This is a genomic window from Brachybacterium sp. GCM10030268 (assembly GCF_042666305.1).
Taxonomy (GTDB): domain Bacteria; phylum Actinomycetota; class Actinomycetes; order Actinomycetales; family Dermabacteraceae; genus Brachybacterium.
Genome location: NZ_JBHTCW010000001.1, coordinates 652,400 through 669,173, shown reverse-complemented (window position 1 = coordinate 669,173; position 16,774 = coordinate 652,400). Strand labels below are relative to the sequence as shown.

At 69.8% G+C, this 16,774-nt stretch carries 15 protein-coding genes; 10 read left to right on the top strand and 5 right to left on the bottom strand.

The window, feature by feature from the left end; translation table 11 throughout:
• Nucleotides 1-314: 314 nt before the first annotated feature.
• The 3 genes from ACFQRD_RS03045 (at nt 315) to ptsP (ending at nt 4,266) form a co-directional block, all read left to right on the top strand.
• A complete protein-coding gene (locus ACFQRD_RS03045) occupies nt 315-1,292 on the top strand; it encodes an Ldh family oxidoreductase (RefSeq protein WP_377015990.1) in 978 nt (325 codons plus the stop codon).
• A gap of 118 nt (nt 1,293-1,410) precedes the next feature.
• Nucleotides 1,411-2,409, top strand: a complete 999-nt coding sequence (locus ACFQRD_RS03040; protein WP_377803488.1) for a proline racemase family protein — start codon at nt 1,411-1,413, stop codon at nt 2,407-2,409.
• A gap of 138 nt (nt 2,410-2,547) precedes the next feature.
• Entirely contained in the window at nt 2,548-4,266 is a 1,719-nt protein-coding gene (gene ptsP, locus ACFQRD_RS03035; RefSeq protein WP_377015992.1) for a phosphoenolpyruvate--protein phosphotransferase, read from the top strand.
• Between the two features lie 337 nt (nt 4,267-4,603).
• On the opposite strand, the gene ACFQRD_RS03030 is transcribed toward ptsP, so the two are convergent.
• The 3 genes from ACFQRD_RS03030 to ACFQRD_RS03020 form a co-directional block, all read right to left on the bottom strand.
• Nucleotides 4,604-4,876, bottom strand: coding sequence for an HPr family phosphocarrier protein (locus ACFQRD_RS03030; RefSeq protein WP_377015994.1), 273 nt, complete (start codon nt 4,874-4,876; stop codon nt 4,604-4,606).
• Nucleotides 4,877-4,973: 97 nt separating this feature from the next.
• Entirely contained in the window at nt 4,974-6,116 is a 1,143-nt protein-coding gene (locus ACFQRD_RS03025; RefSeq protein WP_377793461.1) for a mannitol-1-phosphate 5-dehydrogenase, read from the bottom strand.
• Nucleotides 6,117-6,123: 7 nt separating this feature from the next.
• A complete protein-coding gene (locus tag ACFQRD_RS03020) occupies nt 6,124-8,199 on the bottom strand; it encodes a PTS sugar transporter subunit IIA (RefSeq protein WP_377015998.1) in 2,076 nt (691 codons plus the stop codon).
• A gap of 271 nt (nt 8,200-8,470) precedes the next feature.
• On the opposite strand from ACFQRD_RS03020, the gene ACFQRD_RS03015 reads away from it, so the two are divergent.
• A complete protein-coding gene (locus tag ACFQRD_RS03015) occupies nt 8,471-8,803 on the top strand; it encodes an ArsR/SmtB family transcription factor (protein ID WP_377016371.1) in 333 nt (110 codons plus the stop codon).
• On the top strand, nt 8,794-9,474 hold the full coding sequence (locus ACFQRD_RS03010; RefSeq protein WP_377803487.1) for a cation transporter: 681 nt from the start codon (nt 8,794-8,796) through the stop codon (nt 9,472-9,474). The genes ACFQRD_RS03015 and ACFQRD_RS03010 overlap by 10 nt, the downstream gene beginning before the upstream one ends.
• Nucleotides 9,475-9,488: 14 nt before the next feature.
• Here the strand turns inward: ACFQRD_RS03010 and ACFQRD_RS03005 are convergent, their stop codons facing one another.
• Nucleotides 9,489-9,800 (bottom strand): putative quinol monooxygenase, encoded by a 312-nt coding sequence (locus ACFQRD_RS03005; RefSeq protein ID WP_377016001.1) that lies wholly within the window; start codon nt 9,798-9,800, stop codon nt 9,489-9,491.
• 244 nt (nt 9,801-10,044) lie between these two features.
• On the opposite strand from ACFQRD_RS03005, the gene ACFQRD_RS03000 reads away from it, so the two are divergent.
• Nucleotides 10,045-10,995: an ion transporter gene (locus ACFQRD_RS03000; RefSeq protein ID WP_377803486.1), complete on the top strand. Its 951-nt coding sequence runs from the start codon at nt 10,045-10,047 to the stop codon at nt 10,993-10,995.
• A 55-nt stretch (nt 10,996-11,050) separates the two neighbouring features.
• Here ACFQRD_RS03000 and ACFQRD_RS02995 read toward each other — a convergent pair whose 3' ends face one another.
• Nucleotides 11,051-11,995: a helix-turn-helix domain-containing protein gene (locus ACFQRD_RS02995; protein WP_377803485.1), complete on the bottom strand. Its 945-nt coding sequence runs from the start codon at nt 11,993-11,995 to the stop codon at nt 11,051-11,053.
• A gap of 91 nt (nt 11,996-12,086) precedes the next feature.
• Between ACFQRD_RS02995 and ACFQRD_RS02990 the strand changes: the two genes are divergently transcribed.
• Genes ACFQRD_RS02990 through ACFQRD_RS02975 form a run of 4 tightly spaced genes read left to right on the top strand, consistent with a single transcriptional unit; the run spans nt 12,087 to nt 16,752 of the window.
• Nucleotides 12,087-13,583 carry an alpha-glucosidase/alpha-galactosidase gene (locus tag ACFQRD_RS02990; protein ID WP_377803484.1) on the top strand — a complete coding sequence of 499 codons (1,497 nt, stop codon included), beginning with the start codon at nt 12,087-12,089 and terminating at the stop codon, nt 13,581-13,583.
• Nucleotides 13,584-13,629: 46 nt separating this feature from the next.
• Nucleotides 13,630-14,913 carry an ABC transporter substrate-binding protein gene (locus ACFQRD_RS02985; protein WP_377803483.1) on the top strand — a complete coding sequence of 428 codons (1,284 nt, stop codon included), beginning with the start codon at nt 13,630-13,632 and terminating at the stop codon, nt 14,911-14,913.
• Nucleotides 14,897-15,862, top strand: a complete 966-nt coding sequence (locus ACFQRD_RS02980; protein ID WP_377016011.1) for a carbohydrate ABC transporter permease — start codon at nt 14,897-14,899, stop codon at nt 15,860-15,862. Before ACFQRD_RS02985 ends, ACFQRD_RS02980 begins: the two co-directional genes overlap by 17 nt.
• 5 nt (nt 15,863-15,867) lie before the next feature.
• A complete protein-coding gene (locus tag ACFQRD_RS02975) occupies nt 15,868-16,752 on the top strand; it encodes a carbohydrate ABC transporter permease (RefSeq protein ID WP_377803482.1) in 885 nt (294 codons plus the stop codon).
• Nucleotides 16,753-16,774: the final 22 nt, after the last annotated feature.

Here is a 16,774-nt window from a genome sequence, read left to right as displayed (position 1 = left end):
ACGTGCTACGACCCCACCATCCACGAGCGGCGCAGAACCGACAGAAACGACCACAGCAGCGCTCTCACGGCCTAGAGGTTGACTCAGGGAACTCATGCGGCATCCTCGGCCGCGTCCGGGCGTCAACGATGTCGCGACTCACCGGTCAATGATCAAGCCACCGCCCTTGTCAACGATGTCCCGACTGACCCGTCAACGATCACCACCAAACCCGCCGGTAGAATCTGTCAACGATGTCGTGCACCCAGACACCGCACCCTCCGCCACGGATCGACCGCGAGCTGGCTGGTCACGCTCCGATATCCTGATCGGATATGACCTCGCCAGTAGCCTCCCGTCAGGTGTCCCTCGCCGACCTCGAACCGCTCTGTGCCCGCGCGGTCCGTACTGCCGGGGGCTCGCTGGAGATGGCCGCCACCCTCGCGACAGCGACCGTCGAGGCCGAGCGGCGCGGGAAGAGCGCTGTGGGCGCGGCGCATCTGGTCGATTATCTCGATGCTCTCCGCGACGGGCGGCTGCACGGGGGTGCCCGCCCCCGGGTGGAGCGTCCGCGTGCGGCTGCGGTGCGAGTCGATGCGGATCGGGGCACCGCTCAGCTCGCCTACGACCACGGTGCCAGGCACCTCGTGGAGGCGGCGCGCCGCTGCGGTGTCGCGGTGCTGTCGATGCACAGCGCCTTCCCGGCCGGCGAGCTCGCCTTCTACGCCTCCCGCACCGCCCAGCAGGGGCTGGTCGCTCTGGTCTGCGGCAACTCGCCGGCGCTGATGGCCGCCTACGGATCCCGCCAGGCTGTCACCGGGACCAATCCGCTCGCCTTCGCTCTGCCTCACAGCTCGGGCCCGAGGGTCTTCGACCAGGCGAGCAGCGCGACCGCGTGGGTAAGGGTCCGCGAGGCGGCACAGCGCGGGGAACCGATCCCGCCCGGGTGGGGTCTGGGGCCCGACGGAGAGCCGACGACCGACGCGAGCGCCGCCCTCGCCGGGGCGCTGCTGCCGTTCGGCGGTGCGAAGGGCGCCAACATCGCCATGATGATCGAGATGCTGGCGACGATGTCCGGCGGCACCTTCTCCCTGGACGCCGCCCCGTTCGACTCCGGTAGCACGTCCCCGAGCCTCGGGCTGTTCATCGCCGCCATCGACCCGACGGCGTTCGAGCCGCGGTACGAGGAGCGCATCGAGGAGCATCTGACTCGGCTGGCCGCGGAACACGGCGTCGACGTCGGCCGCCGCAAGGCGCCGCTGACCGAGATCGACCTGCCCGAGGATGTCTACCAGAGGCTCGCTGCCGTATGACGGTCGCCGCACGGTCGACGCCGTGCCCCTCCGGACCCTCCCGCCCGACATGGCAGGAGCCCGGGACCCTCGGTGATTCGGCCCCCTGCACCAGCCCGCACGAGAGAAGAGACCGACCATGAGGACCACGCGAATACTTCACACGATCGACGCGCATGTTGGCGGCCTTCCGGTGCGCGTGGTCACCGGCGGTGTCGGCCCATTTCCCGGAGCGAGCATGGAGGAGCGACGCCGGTGGTTCATCGCGAACTCCGACGAGTTGCGCACGTTGCTGCTGTGCGAGCCGCGTGGGCACGCCTCGATGTCGGGGGCGATCCTGCAGCCGCCAACACGCGATGATGCGGATTGGGGCGTGCTGTTCATCGAGGTCACCGGGGTGCTGCCGATGTGCGGGGCGGGAACCATCGGCGTCGCGACCGTCTTGGTCGATACGGGCATGGTCGCGGTGACCGAACCCGTCACCACCGTGCGGCTGGACACCCCGATCGGGCTCATCACCGCCGAGGTCCAGGTGCGCGAAGGCAAGGCCGAATCCGTCACCATCGCCAATGCTCCCTCCTACGTCTACGCCGAGGACCGTGGCCTGGACGTGCCCGGTCACGGCGTCGTGCCCTGTGACGTGGCCTTCGGCGGCAACTTCTACGCTTTCGTCGACCTCGAGGCGCTCGGGCTCTCGCTCGAGGACGACGAGCCGGGGCGGGTGATCTCCGCCGGGATGGCGGTGATGAGCGCCGTCGACGAGCAGATTCCCATCCACCATCCCGAGCACGGGCCGACCCCCTGCCACCACGTGGTGCTGCTCGCCCCCGGTTCCGATGCCCGCAGGACGCGGCACGCCCTGGTCATCCACCCGGGGTGGATCGATCGCTCGCCCGGCGGCACCGGCACGAGCGCCCGGATGGCCATCCTCCACGCCCGGGGCGAGCTGGGCCTGAACGCCGACTACGTCTCCGAGTCGTTCATCGGCACCGAATTCACGGGTCGGCTCGTCGGCCGTACGACCGCGTACGGGCGCGATGCCGTGCTGCCCGCCATCACCGGCAAAGGTTGGATCGTCGCGACGTCCCAGATGCTGCTGGATCCTGCCGACCCGTTCCCTGCGGGCTTCGCGGTCTGAGCGCGGCCGTGCCGCCACCGGCCCGACGCGTAGCATGAGCGTGTCGTCGTTCGAGGTCGCGCGGGCACTCTCGGCGTGACGGGGGTGCCTGCCGCCCCTTGCGACACCTCACCAGGACCCCCGAAGGAGAAGTCAGCGATGGCCCAGTACACAGGTGTTGCCGTCAGCCCCGGCCGCGTGGTCGGCACCGTCCGCTCGATGGCCCCGCCGGTCGCGGAGCCGCCCGCGAACGAGAAGCTGCCCGAGGGCGCGGACCCCTCCGCCGAGGCCGCCCGCATCCCCGAGGCGGCCGCCGCCGTGCAGGCCGCGCTGACCCGGCTGGCCGAGCGCGCCTCGGGCGACGGCAAGCAGATCCTCGAGGCCACCGCCCAGATGGCCGCCGATCCGTCCCTGTCCCAGACCGCCCAGGGCTTCGTGATCTCCGGCGGCAAGTCCCCGGCCCGCGCCGTGTGGGAGGCCGGTGACCAGGTGGCCACCATGCTCGAGGGCCTCGGCGGTTATATGGCCGAGCGCGCCACGGACGTGCGCGACGTGCGGGCCCGCATCGTCGCCGAGCTGCGCGGCGAACAGGCTCCCGGCATCCCCGACGCCGAGGAGCCTTTCGTGCTGACCGCTGTCGACCTCGCCCCGGCCGACACCGCGACCCTCGACCCCGAGCGCGTCCTGGCCCTGATCACCTCGGACGGCGGTCCGCAGTCCCACACCGCGATCCTCGCCCGCCAGCTCGGCCTGCCGGCGATCGTCGCCGCCCAGGGCATCCACGACATCGCCGACGGCACCGAGGTGTTCGTCGACGCCGGATTCGGCACCATCACCGACGACGTCACCGACGAGCACCACCGCTTCGCCGCCGCCTGGAGCGAGCTGCAGAAGAACCCGCTGACCTACGAAGGCGGCGGGGCAGTGCTGACCGATGGCACCCGCGTCCAGCTGCTGGCCAACATCGGCGGCGCCGCCGACGCCGAGAAGGCCGCCGCCGCCAACGCCGACGGCGTCGGCCTGTTCCGCACCGAGTTCCTGTTCCTGGACCGCGAGGACGAGCCCTCCGTCGCCGAGCAGACCGGCGCCTACGCCGAGGCCTTCGCCCACCTGCCCGGCAAGAAGGTCGTGGTGCGCACGATCGATGCGGGCGCCGACAAGCCGCTGCCCTTCCTCACCGAGGCCGACGAGCCGAACCCGGCCCTGGGCGTGCGCGCCTACCGCACCTCCTGGACGAAGCGCTCCGTGCTGACCAATCAGCTCGACGCGATCGCCGCCGCGGCGAAGGAGACAGACGCGAAGCCCTGGGTGATGGCGCCCATGATCGCTACGGTCACCGAGACCGAGGACTTCGCGGCCCTGTGCGCCGAGCGCGGCCTGAGCCCGGCCGGGATCATGGTCGAGACGCCGTCGGCCGCGATCACCGCGGACCGCCATCTGGGCGCCTGCGACTTCGTCTCGATCGGCACCAACGACCTCACCCAGTACACGATGGCGGCGGACCGTCAGCTGGGGTCCCTCGCGCATCTGAACAACCCGTGGCAGCCTGCGGTCCTGTCCCTGGTCAAGGCCACCTGCGACGGGGCACGCGCCGCCGGAGGGGACCCGGACGCCTTCGGGGAGAGCGCGAACAAGCCCGTCGGTGTCTGCGGCGAGGCCGCCGGCGACCCGGGGCTGGCCGTGGTGCTCGTGGGCCTGGGCGTCAACAGCCTGTCGATGACCCCGCGCTCCCTGCCGGCCGTCGCCAGAGTGCTCTCGACGGTGGACCTGGCTCAGGCCAAGGAGCTGGCCGCGAAGGCGGTGGCCGCCCGCACCGCCGAGGAGGCCCAGCACGCTGTCCGTGCCGGCCTGCCGGTCCTCGGCGAGCTGGGGCTGTGACGGGCTGAGACCCAGCGCCCGGGCGCGAACTCCAGCCTCCCGGGCTTCGACAAAAATTGGCCGTCAGCGTCGAGTCACCCCCGATACAGGCGGTGCTCCTGCGCTGACGGCCAATTTGTTGTGGTGGTGCCGGTGCCGGTGCCGGTCGCGGCCTACCGGGCCGGCCTGCCTGGCCGGGGCCTACCGGGCCTGCTTGCCTGCCTACCTGCCTACCGGGCCTGCCTGCCTGGCCGGGGCCTACCGGGCCTGCTTGCCTGCCTACCTGCCTACCGGGCCTGCCTGCCTGGCCGGGGCCGACCGGGTCTGGCGGCAGGCCCAGGCTGCCGTGGACCGCGCCTCACTCCTGGGCGTCGAGGTCCTTCTCGAGCAGATCCGCCAGCGCGTTGACCGACTCCTCGGCACCCTCGCCCTCGGCGCGCAGCGTGACCTCGTCGCCCTGCGCAGCACCCAGGGTCATCAGCATCAGCATGCTGGAGGCCTGCACGGCATTGCCGCCGACCTTCTCGATGGTCACGGTCGCAGGCTGTTCGCCGGCGGCCTGCGCGAAGATCCCTGCGGGACGTGCGTGGAGCCCGGAGGCGCTGGCGATCGTGACGGTGCGCTCTGCCATGTTCTCTGCCTTTCGATGGGCCGCCGCGGGGTCGCGACGGTCTCTCGGCGCGAGGTCCCGCGCCGGTGCGTATGGGTGCGGTGTGGAATATATCCGCTCAGAGCGCGGACTGCCGGGCCGCGATGGCGTCCCGCACCTGTGCGAACAGCGGATGCGACTCCTCGAGTCCCGTGATCGCGGTGGCGGCGCTCTCGGGACCCTGGGAGCGGAGGATCTCCTGCAGCCGGTCGGCCTCGTCGTCTCCGTCCGGTGTGAAGGCGAGGGCGGCGGAGAACGAGGCCAGGAGCCCATCGGTGCCCAGGCCCAGCTCGGCGAGCTCCGCGGCCGGGCCGATGATCCGTTCGTGCCGGGAGAGTTTGCGCAGCGGCGCTCGTCCCACCCGCTCGACGGGGTCCGGCAGGTGCGGGTTGGCGAAGCGATTCATGGCCTTGGCCGCGTACTCGGCCTGCGTGTCCTCGTCGAAACCGTGCTTGGCCACCAGCAGTGCGGAGGTCTCGGAGAGCACGGCCTTGACGCGGCCGTGGACCCGGCTGTCGGAGACGGCATCGGCGATCCGCGCGTGCCCCGCCGCCCAGCCGTGCCAGGCGGCGGTGGCGTGGCCGGTGTTGACGGTGAAGAGCTTGCGCTCGATGTAGGGGCCCAGATCCTCGACCCAGTTGATGCCGGGGATGTCCGGCTCGTGGCCATCGAAGGGACGGCGGTCCACCGCCCACTCATGGAAGTCCTCGACGATCACGTCCAGGCCCGTCCCCGCGGGCTGGACCGGGACGATCCGGTCCACGGCCGTGTTCGCGAACAGAGCCTTGTCCTCGAGATCCTCACCCTGGTAGCCGGCGCGGATCTCCTGCTCCAGCAGATCGGTGGCGTTCAGCGCGTTCTCGCACGCCATCACCGCGACCCGGGGTGCCCCGTCGGGGCGGGCCGCGATACCGGCGGCGATCGCCGGGGCGACGAAGCGCAGGATGTGCGCGCCCACGGCCGTGGTGACGACGTCGGCCGAGGCGATCTCCGCCGTCAGCGCGTCGGCATCCTTCGTGGAGTTGATCGCTCGGAAGCCGTCGACCACGGTCTCGTCCGGGCTCTGGCCGACGGTGCGGACCGTGTATGAATCCGCCTCCTGCAGCGAAGCGATGAGCTCGTCGGCGACGTCGGCGAAGACCACCTCGTACCCTGCCTCGTGCAGCAGCAGTCCCACGAACCCGCGGCCGATGTTCCCTGCTCCGAAATGCACTGCCTTCATGGTCGGTTCACTCCTCGTCGTCGCTGAAGATGGCCAGGATCTCCTCGGCCGTGGTGGCCTCTTCCAGGCGGGTGACCTGGGCGGGGTCGGAGAAGGTCATGGCGACCTTCTGGAGCAGGGTGAGGTGCTCGTCGCCGACCCCGGCGATCCCGATGACGAACTTCGTCTCGTTGCCGTTCCAGTCGATGCCGCCGGGGTAGCGCACGAACGACATGGCCGAGCGCTTGATGGTGGACTTCGCCTCGTTGGTGCCGTGGGGGATGGCCAGGCCGTTGCCCATGAACGTCGAGACCGATGCCTCCCGGTCATGCATTGCGGCGATGTATCCCTCGTCCACGGCCCCTGCGGTGACCAGCAGGCCACCGGCCTCGTCGATGCCGGAGGCGGAGTCCGTCGCGCTGCCGGAGAGGACGATGCTGGCGGGGGAGAGGATCTCCGGTTCGGCGGCATGGGCGTCAGGGGCGACATCGGATGCGTCCGTCTCCGGGGCCGAGGCTGCCGCAGTGCCGCTCTCAGGCGCGGCATCGGGGTTGTTGCGCTGCTCGACCAACTCGACCACCTCGTCGTAGCGCGGGGAGTTCATGAACTGGTCGACGCTGACGTGCACGGCGGAGCCGGTGCGCTGGCGAGCGCGGTCGGTCAGCTCCTTCTGGGTGACCACCACGTCCCATTCGTCGGACAGGCTGGAGATCGCCTTGTTGGTGACCTCCACGTCGTCGAAGCCGGCGGCACGCACCTTCTTGCGCAGCACGGTCGCGCCCATGGCGGAGGAGCCCATGCCGGCGTCGCAGGCGAAGACGATCCGCTGGATGGGACCCGTGTGGCCGGAGGCGTCGGTTGCGCCTGCGACGGCGGCGGTCCCCGCTCCGGCACCGGTGAGGGCGCCCGAGACCGAGGACTTCTTGCCCTTCATCTGCTCCATCTTCGCGGTGGCGCCGGCGATGTCGCCATCGTCCTGCTTGCCGATGCGCAGCAGCAGCGCCGAGAGCACGAAGCTCACGACCGCTGCGGCGAGCACCGCCAGGGCGACGCCGAGATACGAATCGCGCGCGGCGACGCCGAAGATCGCGATGATCGAGCCCGGGGCGGCGGGGGCGATGAGACCGGTGCTGAAGGCGACGTTGACCGCCACGCCTGCCATGCCGCCGCCGATCGCGGCGAGGATCAGGGCGGGCTTCATGAGCACATAGGGGAAGTAGATCTCGTGGATGCCGCCGAAGAACTGGATGATGGCGGCGCCGGGAGCGGAGGCGCGGGCGGCCCCGCGGCCGAAGAAGGTGTAGGCCAGCAGGATGCCGACGCCCGGGCCGGGGTTCGCCTCCAGCAGGAACAGGACGGACTTCCCGTTCTGTCCGACTTCGCTGAGGCCCAGCGGGGTGAGGACGCCGTGATTGATGGCGTTGTTGAGGAAGAAGACCTTGGCGGGTTCGATGAGGATCGAGACCAGCGGCAGCAGGTGGGCGTTGACCAGGGACTCCACGCCGGCTGAGAGCAGGTTCATCAGGCCGTTGACCAGCGGGGCGAGGCCGAAGAAGCCGGCGACCAGCAGGAGGAAGCCGACGATGCCGGCGGAGAACATGTTCACGAGCATCTCGAAGCCCGCGGGGATGCGCTCCTGCCACAGCTGGTCGAGCTTCTTCATCACCCATGCGGCCAGCGGCGCCATGATCATGGCGCCGATGAACATGTGCACCTGACCCAGGGCCTGGAACTCGGACTCAGGGTTGCCACCCGCGAGCCACTGCTCCAGCGCGCGGGCGTTCTCCTGGTCGATCAGCCAATCCGAGCCGGCGATGACGCCCATGGTGGCGATGACGCCGACCACGGCACCGCGCGCCTCGTAGATCATCCGGCCACCGGTGTTGGCGATCAGCAGCGGCAGCAGGTAGTGGATCATCGGGCCGACGACGCTGGCCAGCGGCTCGTTCGGCGTCCAGCCCTCGGGGATGAAGAACGCGGTGAGGATGCCCCAGGCGATCAGGGCGGGGATGTTCGGCATCACCATGTTCGACAGGGAGGTGCCGACCTTCTGCAGGGCCACGCGCGGGGAGAAACTGCGGGGCGCCTCGGTAGCTGTGGTCATCACATGTCCTCGTAGACAGCGGTGGCGACGCGGCGTCGCCACGGTGGGACGTGCGGCGCGCCGATCGGCGTGCCGGGCGGCAGGGGTGCCCGAGGCGGAGCGATGATCCGCGGGGAATCACGGGAGGGAACCTACCGGTGCCGCCGAGTCTATGCCGTCCATCGCCCCTGGACGCACCGCCTCACCGGCACGTTCCGCGGCGCCGGGCACGAGCGGCCGCGAGACGAGCAGAACCTCACAGTACAGAGAATCGTGTATTGTCTCTCGCGTGATCGAGACCGCTGACCGCACCCACACCGCCTCGCTGGCCCGGCTGGGATATGCGCTGGCCGACGACACCCGCGCCCGCATCCTGCTGGCGCTGCGGGAGGCCCCGGCCCTGCCCAGTGACCTGGCCGACGCCCTGGGCGTCTCCCGCCAGGTGATGTCGAACCAGCTCGCGTGCCTGCGCGGATGCGGGCTCGTCGAGCGGGAGCGCGAGGGCCGACGGGTCTGGTACCGGCTCGCCGATCCCCGCCTGGCCGGCGCGCTCAGCGAGATGCTGCGTGCGTGCCTCGCCCTGGACCCCGAGTGCTGCACGGGAGAGGAGTGCCGATGCCTGTGACCACGACCGGCCCGGATGCCGCGCGCCGCGCCGTCCTGCAGCGCCGGATCCGCTGGATCGTCGCGGCGACGATCACCTACAACGTCATCGAGGCCGTCGTGGCCCTGACCGCCGGGCGGATCGCCTCGTCGGCCGCCTTGGTGGGGTTCGGGCTCGACTCGATCGTCGAGGTGCTCTCCGCCGCGGCCGTGGCGTGGCAGTTCGCCGGGCCCGATCCTGACAAGCGTGAACAGGTGGCGCTGCGCGTGATCGCCGTGTCCTTCTTCGCGCTGGCCGCGTTCGTGACGGTCGATGCGACCAGGTCACTGCTGAGTGCGGACGCGGCGGACCATTCGAGCGTCGGCATCGCACTCGCCGCGGTCAGCGTGATCATCATGCCGGCCTTCTCCTGGTTCGAGCGCCGCACCGGCATGGAGCTGGGCTCACCGTCGGCCGTCTCCGACTCCAAGCAGACCCTGATCTGCGCGTACCTCTCGGCGGCGGTGCTGATCGGGCTGGTGCTCAACAGCGTGCTGGGCTGGGGGTGGGCCGACGCGGTCGCCGCGTTCGTGATCGCCGCCTTCGCCGTGCGCGAGGGGCTGGAAGCCTGGCGCGGTGACGCGTGCAAGCAGCCGATTGCGGCGCTGACCGGGGAGATCGAGCCGCACGAGGACCCGCACGACTGCTGCTGAGGAAGGGTCCGGCCTCAGAGCCGGCCCTGGGTCTCCGTGCCGGCGGCGATCGGGGTCATGCGGGTCACCAGCGTCGGCTTCTCGATGAGGTCGGCGATGTCCTCGTTCAGCAGCGTCACGGCCTCTCCGCCGGCGTGCGTGCCGAGATCCTCCGCGCTCGTCCACTTCTCGATCATGGTGATCGTGCCGTCCTCGGCGTCGTGGATGGCGTAGAGCTCGCAGCCCTTCTCCTCGTGCACGGCGGCGATCCCGCGCTGCATGGCGTCGGCGAGATCCTGCTTCCTGTCGGGCTTGGGGTAGAACACGGCGGTGACGACGACGGTCATGAGGGCTCCTTCGGCCGATGGCGGATCGTGGCGGCGAACCTATCAGCCGGTGTGCTGGGAGCGTTCGCCCTGACGAGCATGCGGACGAGGCGCTGCGACGGGCCGGAGGCACCCAGGACATGCCGGACCTCGCCCAGTACCCTGACGCGGTGAATGCTCCTCGCGGGTGACGGTGAGCCCCGGGGGACGACGAACCGGGCGGGGCCGTGTCGAGGCCTCCCAGCAGGAGGGGTCGGAACAGGTGATGACGTCATCAGAGTCATCGGGGGTCGGATGGCGCGAACGTGTCGACGGCTTCGTCGAGCACGCGTCCGTGCAGCGTCTGGTCGTCGGTGTCATCCTCGCCAACGCGGCGATCCTCGGCCTGCAGACCACGCCCTGGGGGCACGGCCGCGGCGACGCCCTGCTCACGGTGCTGGACTCGGTGTGCCTGACGGTGTTCGTCATCGAGCTCGCCCTGAAGCTCGTCGCCAAGGGTGGGCGCTTCTTCCGCTCCGGCTGGAACGTCTTCGATCTGATCGTGGTCGCGATCGCGCTGATCCCGGAATCCGGCGGGCTCTCGGTGCTGCGCACGCTGCGGGTGCTGCGTCTGATCTCGCTCGTGAAGCGGCTGCGGTTCGTCATCGAGGCGCTGGCCGGCGCCATCCCGGGCCTCGCCTCGATCGGTGCGCTGCTGGGGCTGATCTTCTACATCGGCTCGGTGATGGCCACCTCCATGTTCGGCCAGACCCACCCGCAGTGGTTCGGCAGCATGGGCGATTCCGCGTACACCCTCTTCCAGGTGCTCACGCTGGAGAGCTGGTCGATGGGGATCGTGCGCCCGGTGATGGAGACCCATCCGTGGGCATGGGCCTTCTTCATCCCGTTCATCCTGCTGGCCGCCTTCACGGTGCTGAACCTGTTCGTCGCCGTCATCGTCGATTCCATGCAGCATCTGCGCGACAACCCCGAGGCCTGGCCCGAGCAGGTCGCCGCGCACGAGTCGGGCCCCGCACCGGCACACGAGGCGGGCACGGCGTCGGCGCGTGAGGAGAGCGTCGCCGCGCATGAGGAGCGCCCCGCACCGGCGCATCACGAGCTGACCGAGCTGCGAGCTCAGGTCTCGACGCTGCAGGCGGATCTCACGGACGCCTTGGAGATGCTGCGCGAGGTGCGCGAGGAGCAGCGGTCCGCCAGCAGCCTTGAGGAGAGCTGAGGGCGCGACTCACTGCCGGAGGCGCCGACGGCTCCGCGCGCGAAGCGGTCGCGGCCTATGCCGCGAGGCGGCGGTATTCCCGCGGCGGCATCCCGCAGGCGGCGGTGACGTGCGCGTAGTAGCTGCTGAGTGAACCGAACCCGGAGGATGCGGCGATCTGGGCCGACGTCATCGACGTGGTCAGCAGCAGCCGCTGCGCCTCCGCGACCCGGCACATGGTCACGTAGTCCCCGAGCGTCACCCCCACCGCGCGGCGGAAGACCGTCATCGCATGCGAGGGCGTCAGATGCACCGCCGCGGCGATCTCGCCCACGGTCAGCTCCTCCCGGAAGGAGGCGACCACGAACTCTGCCATCTCCATGACGTGCCGGGCGCGAGGCGACGGTGCGGGCTCAGACGGTGCGGGCTCAGACGGTGCGGGCTCATCAGCCGCGCCTGCCAGGCCGTGGCGACTGCTGTGGCCCGTCGGACCGCGGTCGGCGTGTTCCTGCTCGGCGGCACCCTGGCCGGCATGCCCCGCCGTGGCGGCGCCGGAGCGCACGACCCGGCGGATCATCGCCTGGGTCTCGAGCAGGGCGATCTCCGCCTGCTCCGGGTCGCGGTACTCCTCGAGCCAGGTGGAGACCATCTGCTCCAGCCGGCGGCCCAGTGCCCCCGCCTCGATCACCAGCGGCTCCATACGGGCCAGCTCGGCGAACTCCTGGTGGGGGAGGTTCCACGACAGCGCCGTGGACAGCGGCACGTGCACCCAGCACACGTCACCCGGGCAGGACCCGACCAGGCCGTGCGGCTGCGCGGCCCAGAACATCGCGATGTGCCCCGCCGGGACGACCAGCTGGCGGCCGGAGATCAGATACCGCAGCTGTCCGCTGAGGACCACATTGAGCTCGATGTCGTTGTGGCGGTGCATGGATTCCATGCGCGGCGGGGTGCCGCGTCGGCACCACAGGGCCGGTTCCTGCGTGATGACCGGATGGGGCGTGAATGACTGCGTCGTCATGGCCGCACTGTACGCCCGGGATCGAAGGATCCTGGAAGTTCCGCGCAGGATGACGCGAGAACTCCGGGAGCCCACTGCCTAGCGTGAACGCATGACTTCGACAGTGCCGTCCTCCGCGCCCGCCCCCTCATCCGCTTCCTCCACGTCGCCGGCCGCGCAGCCCGGGGCCGCCCCGTCGGCCGACCGGACGTTCCTGCCCGCCCCGAAGATCACGATCATCGGTGCCGGTGGCTTCGTGTTCCCCTTCCGCCTGATCGGGGACATCCTCAGCTTCCCGGCGCTGCGCGAGGCGACGCTGTGCCTGATGGACATCAACCCCGACAAGCTCGGTCCGGTCGCCCGCGCCGCGCGCGAACTCGTCGATCACCACGGCTTCCCGACCACCATCGAGGAGACCACCGACCGTCGCGCCGCCCTGGAGGGGGCCGACATCGTCATCGTCACCTTCCAGGTGGGCGGCGTGGAGTCCTACCGGCACGACGTCGAGATCCCGCGGAAGTACGGCATCGACCAGACCGTCGGCGACACCGTCGGCCCCGGTGGTGTGTTCCGCTTCCTGCGATCCGTGCCCGCCTATGAGGCGATCGCGGCCGACGCCCTCGAGGTGTGCCCGCAGGCGACGTTCATCAACTACGCCAACCCGATGGCGATGGCGACGGCGTTCCTGAACTCCAAGGGGCTGCGTACCGTCGGCCTCTGCCACAGCGTCCAGGGCACCACCCGCATGCTGGCGCGCACTCTCGAGGTGCCCTACGAGGAGATCTCCTACCGCTGCGCCGGCATCAACCATCAGGCCTGGATCCTCGAGTTCATGCACGGCCAGGAGGACCTCTACCCGAGGCTGCGCGAGGTGATGGCAGCGCGACACCAGCGCGGCCGCGCTGCCGCGGAGCTCGCCGGGGACGATGGCGACCACAGCGAGGCCGCCGAGACCGCCAGCACCTACGAGGGCGGCAACGAGCAGGTCCGCACCGCGATCATGGAGGCCTTCGGCTACTTCCAGACCGAATCCAGCCACCACGCCTCCGAATACCTGCCCTACTTCCGCAAGAATCCCGAGCTGACCGAGGAGTTCATCCCCGAGCGCTGGGACTACTACGAGATCTGCGCCGCCCATGACGACCAGGGCGACATCGACGGCCAGCTCACCAAGCTCAAGGCCGAGCTCGCCCCCTCTCTCGAGTACGGCGCCCAGATCATCAACTCGATCGTCACCGGCACGCCGAGCGTCATCCACGGCAACGTGCCCAACCACGGCGCACTGATCGAGAACCTCCCCGCCGATACCTGCGTCGAGGTGCCCTGCCTGGTCGATGCGCGCGGGGTCCAGCCCACCGCGATCGGGCAGCTGCCCCCGCAGCTCGCCGCGGTCAACCGCACCAACGTCAATGTGCAGAACCTCGCGGTGCGCGCCGCCCTGGACGGCGACGTCGAGCACGTCCACCACGCCGTGGCGCTGGACCCGCTGACCGCCGCGCAGGTGACCCTCGACCAGGCCCGCGCGATGACCGAGGAGCTGCTGGCCGCGCATGAAGAGCTGTTGCCGGAGCCGCTGCGCCGAGGGGCAGGGGAGCACGGGGTGAGGTGAGCGCCCGCCGCACGTGAGGGTCCGCGACTCAAAGGAGAGTGACAGCGTGAACAGAATCCGACCCGGTCGGCGCCAGATCCTGGCGGTCGCCGGCATCTCCATGGCCGGTGCGCTCGCCGCCTGCGGCGGCGCCGACACCGGTACGCAGCACCTGCGGCTGTCGTCCTGGAACATTCCCACGGATCTGGAGACGTACCAGAGCATCGCCGACCGCTTCGTCGCGGACCATCCGGGCACCTCGGTGGCGGTGGAGGTGACCACCGGTGCCTTCCACCAGTGGTTCATCACGCGCCTGGCCGCAGATCTGGCCCCGGACATCATCCGGATCACCCCGCAGCAGATCGGCCGGTACGCCGCCAACGGCAGCCTGGTCGATCTCTCCGGTGCGATCCCGGCCGACTACCGCGAGGACTGGTCGGACCCGTTCTGGGCGATCGGGGAGCGGGAGAACGGCATCTTCGGGATCTTCCAGCACACCGACAACTTCATCACCTTCTATGACCGGGACGTCATGGACCAGATCGGCGTGCAGCCCCCGACCGCACTGGAGGACGCCTGGAACTGGGACGAGTTCCTCGAGATCGCGGCCGAGGTGAAGCAGGTGACCGGCAGCTATGCCTTCGGCTACGGCTGGAGCGGATCGGAGACGGCGTACCGCTGGATGCCGCTGATCTATCAGAACGGCGGTGCCTTCCTCGGAGAGGACGGGCTCACCCCGTCCATGGACACCGAGGAAGCCATCGGCGCCCTCGAGTTCGGCAGGCGCTGGTACGCCGACGGGCTCGTCAGCCCCAGCAACATGAGCAAATCCGGGGGTGGGCCGGTCGCCCACGACCTCTTCAGCACCGGGCAGATCGGCATGGTGCTCACGAACCCGGAGGCCATCGCCCCCTTCGACGAGGCGAAACCGGGCCAGTGGGGGACCGCCCCGATGATCAGGAACGTCGGGGAGGCCTCGGACCTCGGCGGCAACGCGCTCGCCGTGACGCGGTCCTCGAAGAACCCGGAGCTCGCCGCCGAGCTGGTGGCGTACATGACCAGCCGGGAGAACATCCGCGAGTTCTGCCACGAAGGCAACTGGATCCCCTCGCGGACCTCACTGGATGCGGCCTCGATCGACTACGCCGACCACTCCGAGGTCATGCAGCGGTTCATCGACCAGGGCACCACCATCCCGCTGTCCATGGTCAAGGCGCAGTCCGGAGAGTTCTTCAGCTCTCTGAACACCGTGTTCGCCGACTACCTGGACCTGTGTCTGCTCGGCGAGCTCACGCCGCAGGAGACCTCCGCACAGATGATGGAGGCGATGCGCAGTGTCACATCCCGCTGACTCCACGATCGACACCGCGGTCGAACCGTCTGCCGTGACCGCCCCCGGGCCTGCGGCGGAGCGGCCCCGGCCCGACCGGGGCCGCCGGCGGGGCCGCCTGGCCCCCTATGTGTTCGTCGGCCCGGCGGCGCTGCTGTTCGCCGCCTTCTCGTTGATCCCGATCATCATCGCGATCACGTTGAGCTTCCAGGACACCCAGACCCTCGGCGATGGCGAATGGGTCGGCGTGGACAACTTCGCCCAGATGGGTTCGGACGCCCTGTTCCGCACAGCCCTGGTGAACACCGTGATCTTCACCGTCGGCACCGTGCCCACGGCGATGATCATCGGACTGGCGCTCGCCATCGCGCTGAATCGGCCGCTCGTCGGCAGGGGAGTGCTGCGCGCGATGTTCTTCGTGCCGATGGTCGCGGCCGGAGTGGTCGTGGGCGTCGTGATGTCGTGGATCTTCAACACCGATTACGGCGTCGCCAACAACTTCCTGGAGCTGCTGGGCCTGGGCAGGATGCCCTGGCTGACCTCACCCAGCATGGCCATGTTCACGCTGATCATCGTGGTGGTGTGGACCCGTATCGGGTTCTGCATGGTGATCTACCTCGGTGCGCTGCAGTCCATCCCCCGAGAGGTCAAGGAGGCAGCCTCGATCGACGGCGCGGGCAAGTGGGCGCGGCTGCGATCGGTCACGATCCCGATGCTCACGCCGACCACGTCGATCCTGCTGATCCTCAACGTCGTGTTCTCCCTGCAGGCCTTCGACATCATCTACGTGATGACCGGGGGAGGGCCCGGCTTCTCCACCACCGTGCTGATTCAGTACGTGTTCCGTTCTGCGTTCCAGGACGCCCGGATGGGCTACGCCGCGGCGCTGGGCCTCGTCCTGGTCGCGATCCTGCTGATCTTCACGCTGCTGCGCCAGCGAGCCACCAAGCGAGCGGAGAGCTTCCTATGAGCACGATGACCAGGCCGAGACCCCGTGCCGTCTCGCCGGGGGAGGGTGACCGGTCCGGGCTGAGGAGCACCCGCCCGCGGCGGCACTGGCTGCTGTTCGCAGCCCTCGCGATCCTCGCCGCGCTCATGGTCTTCCCGCTGTACTGGATGGTGGTCTCCGCACTGACCCCGGGGGGCCAGTCCCAGAGCGCCGAGTTCTACCTCTGGCCCGATCAGCCCACACTGTCGAACTACACCGAGGTGTTCTCGACCCAGCCGGTGTGGAGGTGGATCGGCAACTCCCTGCTGATCTCGTGCGTGACCACGGCGCTCTCGGTCGTCGTCTCGCTGGGGGCCGGGTATGCCCTGGCCAAGTTCCGCTTCACCGGCAAGGGAATCCTCTATGCCGCGTTCATGGTGACCATCATGATCCCGATCCAGGTCACGCTCGTGCCGTCCTTCCTGGTCGTCGCCCGGCTGGGACTGGTCGACTCGCCGTGGGCGGTCATCCTGCCCACCGCCTTCGACGTGGTCGGAATCTTCATCGCCCGCCAGTTCATGCTCGGTGTGCCCGACGCTCTGATCGAGGCGGCCAGGGTCGATGGTGCCGGGGAGTTCCGGGCATTCTTCTCCGTCGTGCTGCCGACCTCGGGGCCGCTGGTCGGAGTGCTGGTGATCCTCGCGTTCATGACCCGCTGGAACGACTTCCTGTGGCCGATGGTCGTACTGCAGGGCAACGAGAGCTTCACGGTCCCGGTGGCGCTGTCGACCCTGACGAACAATCCGGCCTTCGCCTCGCCGTGGGGAGCGGTGATGGCGGTCGCGACCATCACGGTGCTGCCGATCCTGGCGGTGTTCCTCGTCTTCCAGCGGCAGTTCGTCCAGGGGATCTCGAGCACCGGGATCAAATGACCGCGGCGCCCACGCCGCCGTC

Bases quoted from the DNA above. Each gene is read 5' to 3' on its own strand.
- ACFQRD_RS02975 (WP_377803482.1), top strand. From the start codon at position 15,868: ATGACCAGGCCGAGACCCCGTGCCGTCTCGCCGGGGGAGGGTGACCGG.
- ACFQRD_RS03040 (WP_377803488.1), top strand. From the start codon at position 1,411: ATGAGGACCACGCGAATACTTCACACGATCGACGCGCATGTTGGCGGC.
- ACFQRD_RS03000 (WP_377803486.1), top strand. From the start codon at position 10,045: ATGACGTCATCAGAGTCATCGGGGGTCGGATGGCGCGAACGTGTCGAC.
- ACFQRD_RS03025 (WP_377793461.1), bottom strand. From the start codon at position 6,116: ATGAAGGCAGTGCATTTCGGAGCAGGGAACATCGGCCGCGGGTTCGTG.
- ACFQRD_RS03005 (WP_377016001.1), bottom strand. From the start codon at position 9,800: ATGACCGTCGTCGTCACCGCCGTGTTCTACCCCAAGCCCGACAGGAAG.
- ACFQRD_RS03010 (WP_377803487.1), top strand. From the start codon at position 8,794: ATGCCTGTGACCACGACCGGCCCGGATGCCGCGCGCCGCGCCGTCCTG.
- ptsP (WP_377015992.1), top strand. From the start codon at position 2,548: ATGGCCCAGTACACAGGTGTTGCCGTCAGCCCCGGCCGCGTGGTCGGC.
- ACFQRD_RS02990 (WP_377803484.1), top strand. From the start codon at position 12,087: ATGACTTCGACAGTGCCGTCCTCCGCGCCCGCCCCCTCATCCGCTTCC.
- ACFQRD_RS03030 (WP_377015994.1), bottom strand. From the start codon at position 4,876: ATGGCAGAGCGCACCGTCACGATCGCCAGCGCCTCCGGGCTCCACGCA.
- ACFQRD_RS03020 (WP_377015998.1), bottom strand. From the start codon at position 8,199: ATGACCACAGCTACCGAGGCGCCCCGCAGTTTCTCCCCGCGCGTGGCC.
- ACFQRD_RS02995 (WP_377803485.1), bottom strand. From the start codon at position 11,995: ATGACGACGCAGTCATTCACGCCCCATCCGGTCATCACGCAGGAACCG.
- ACFQRD_RS03045 (WP_377015990.1), top strand. From the start codon at position 315: ATGACCTCGCCAGTAGCCTCCCGTCAGGTGTCCCTCGCCGACCTCGAA.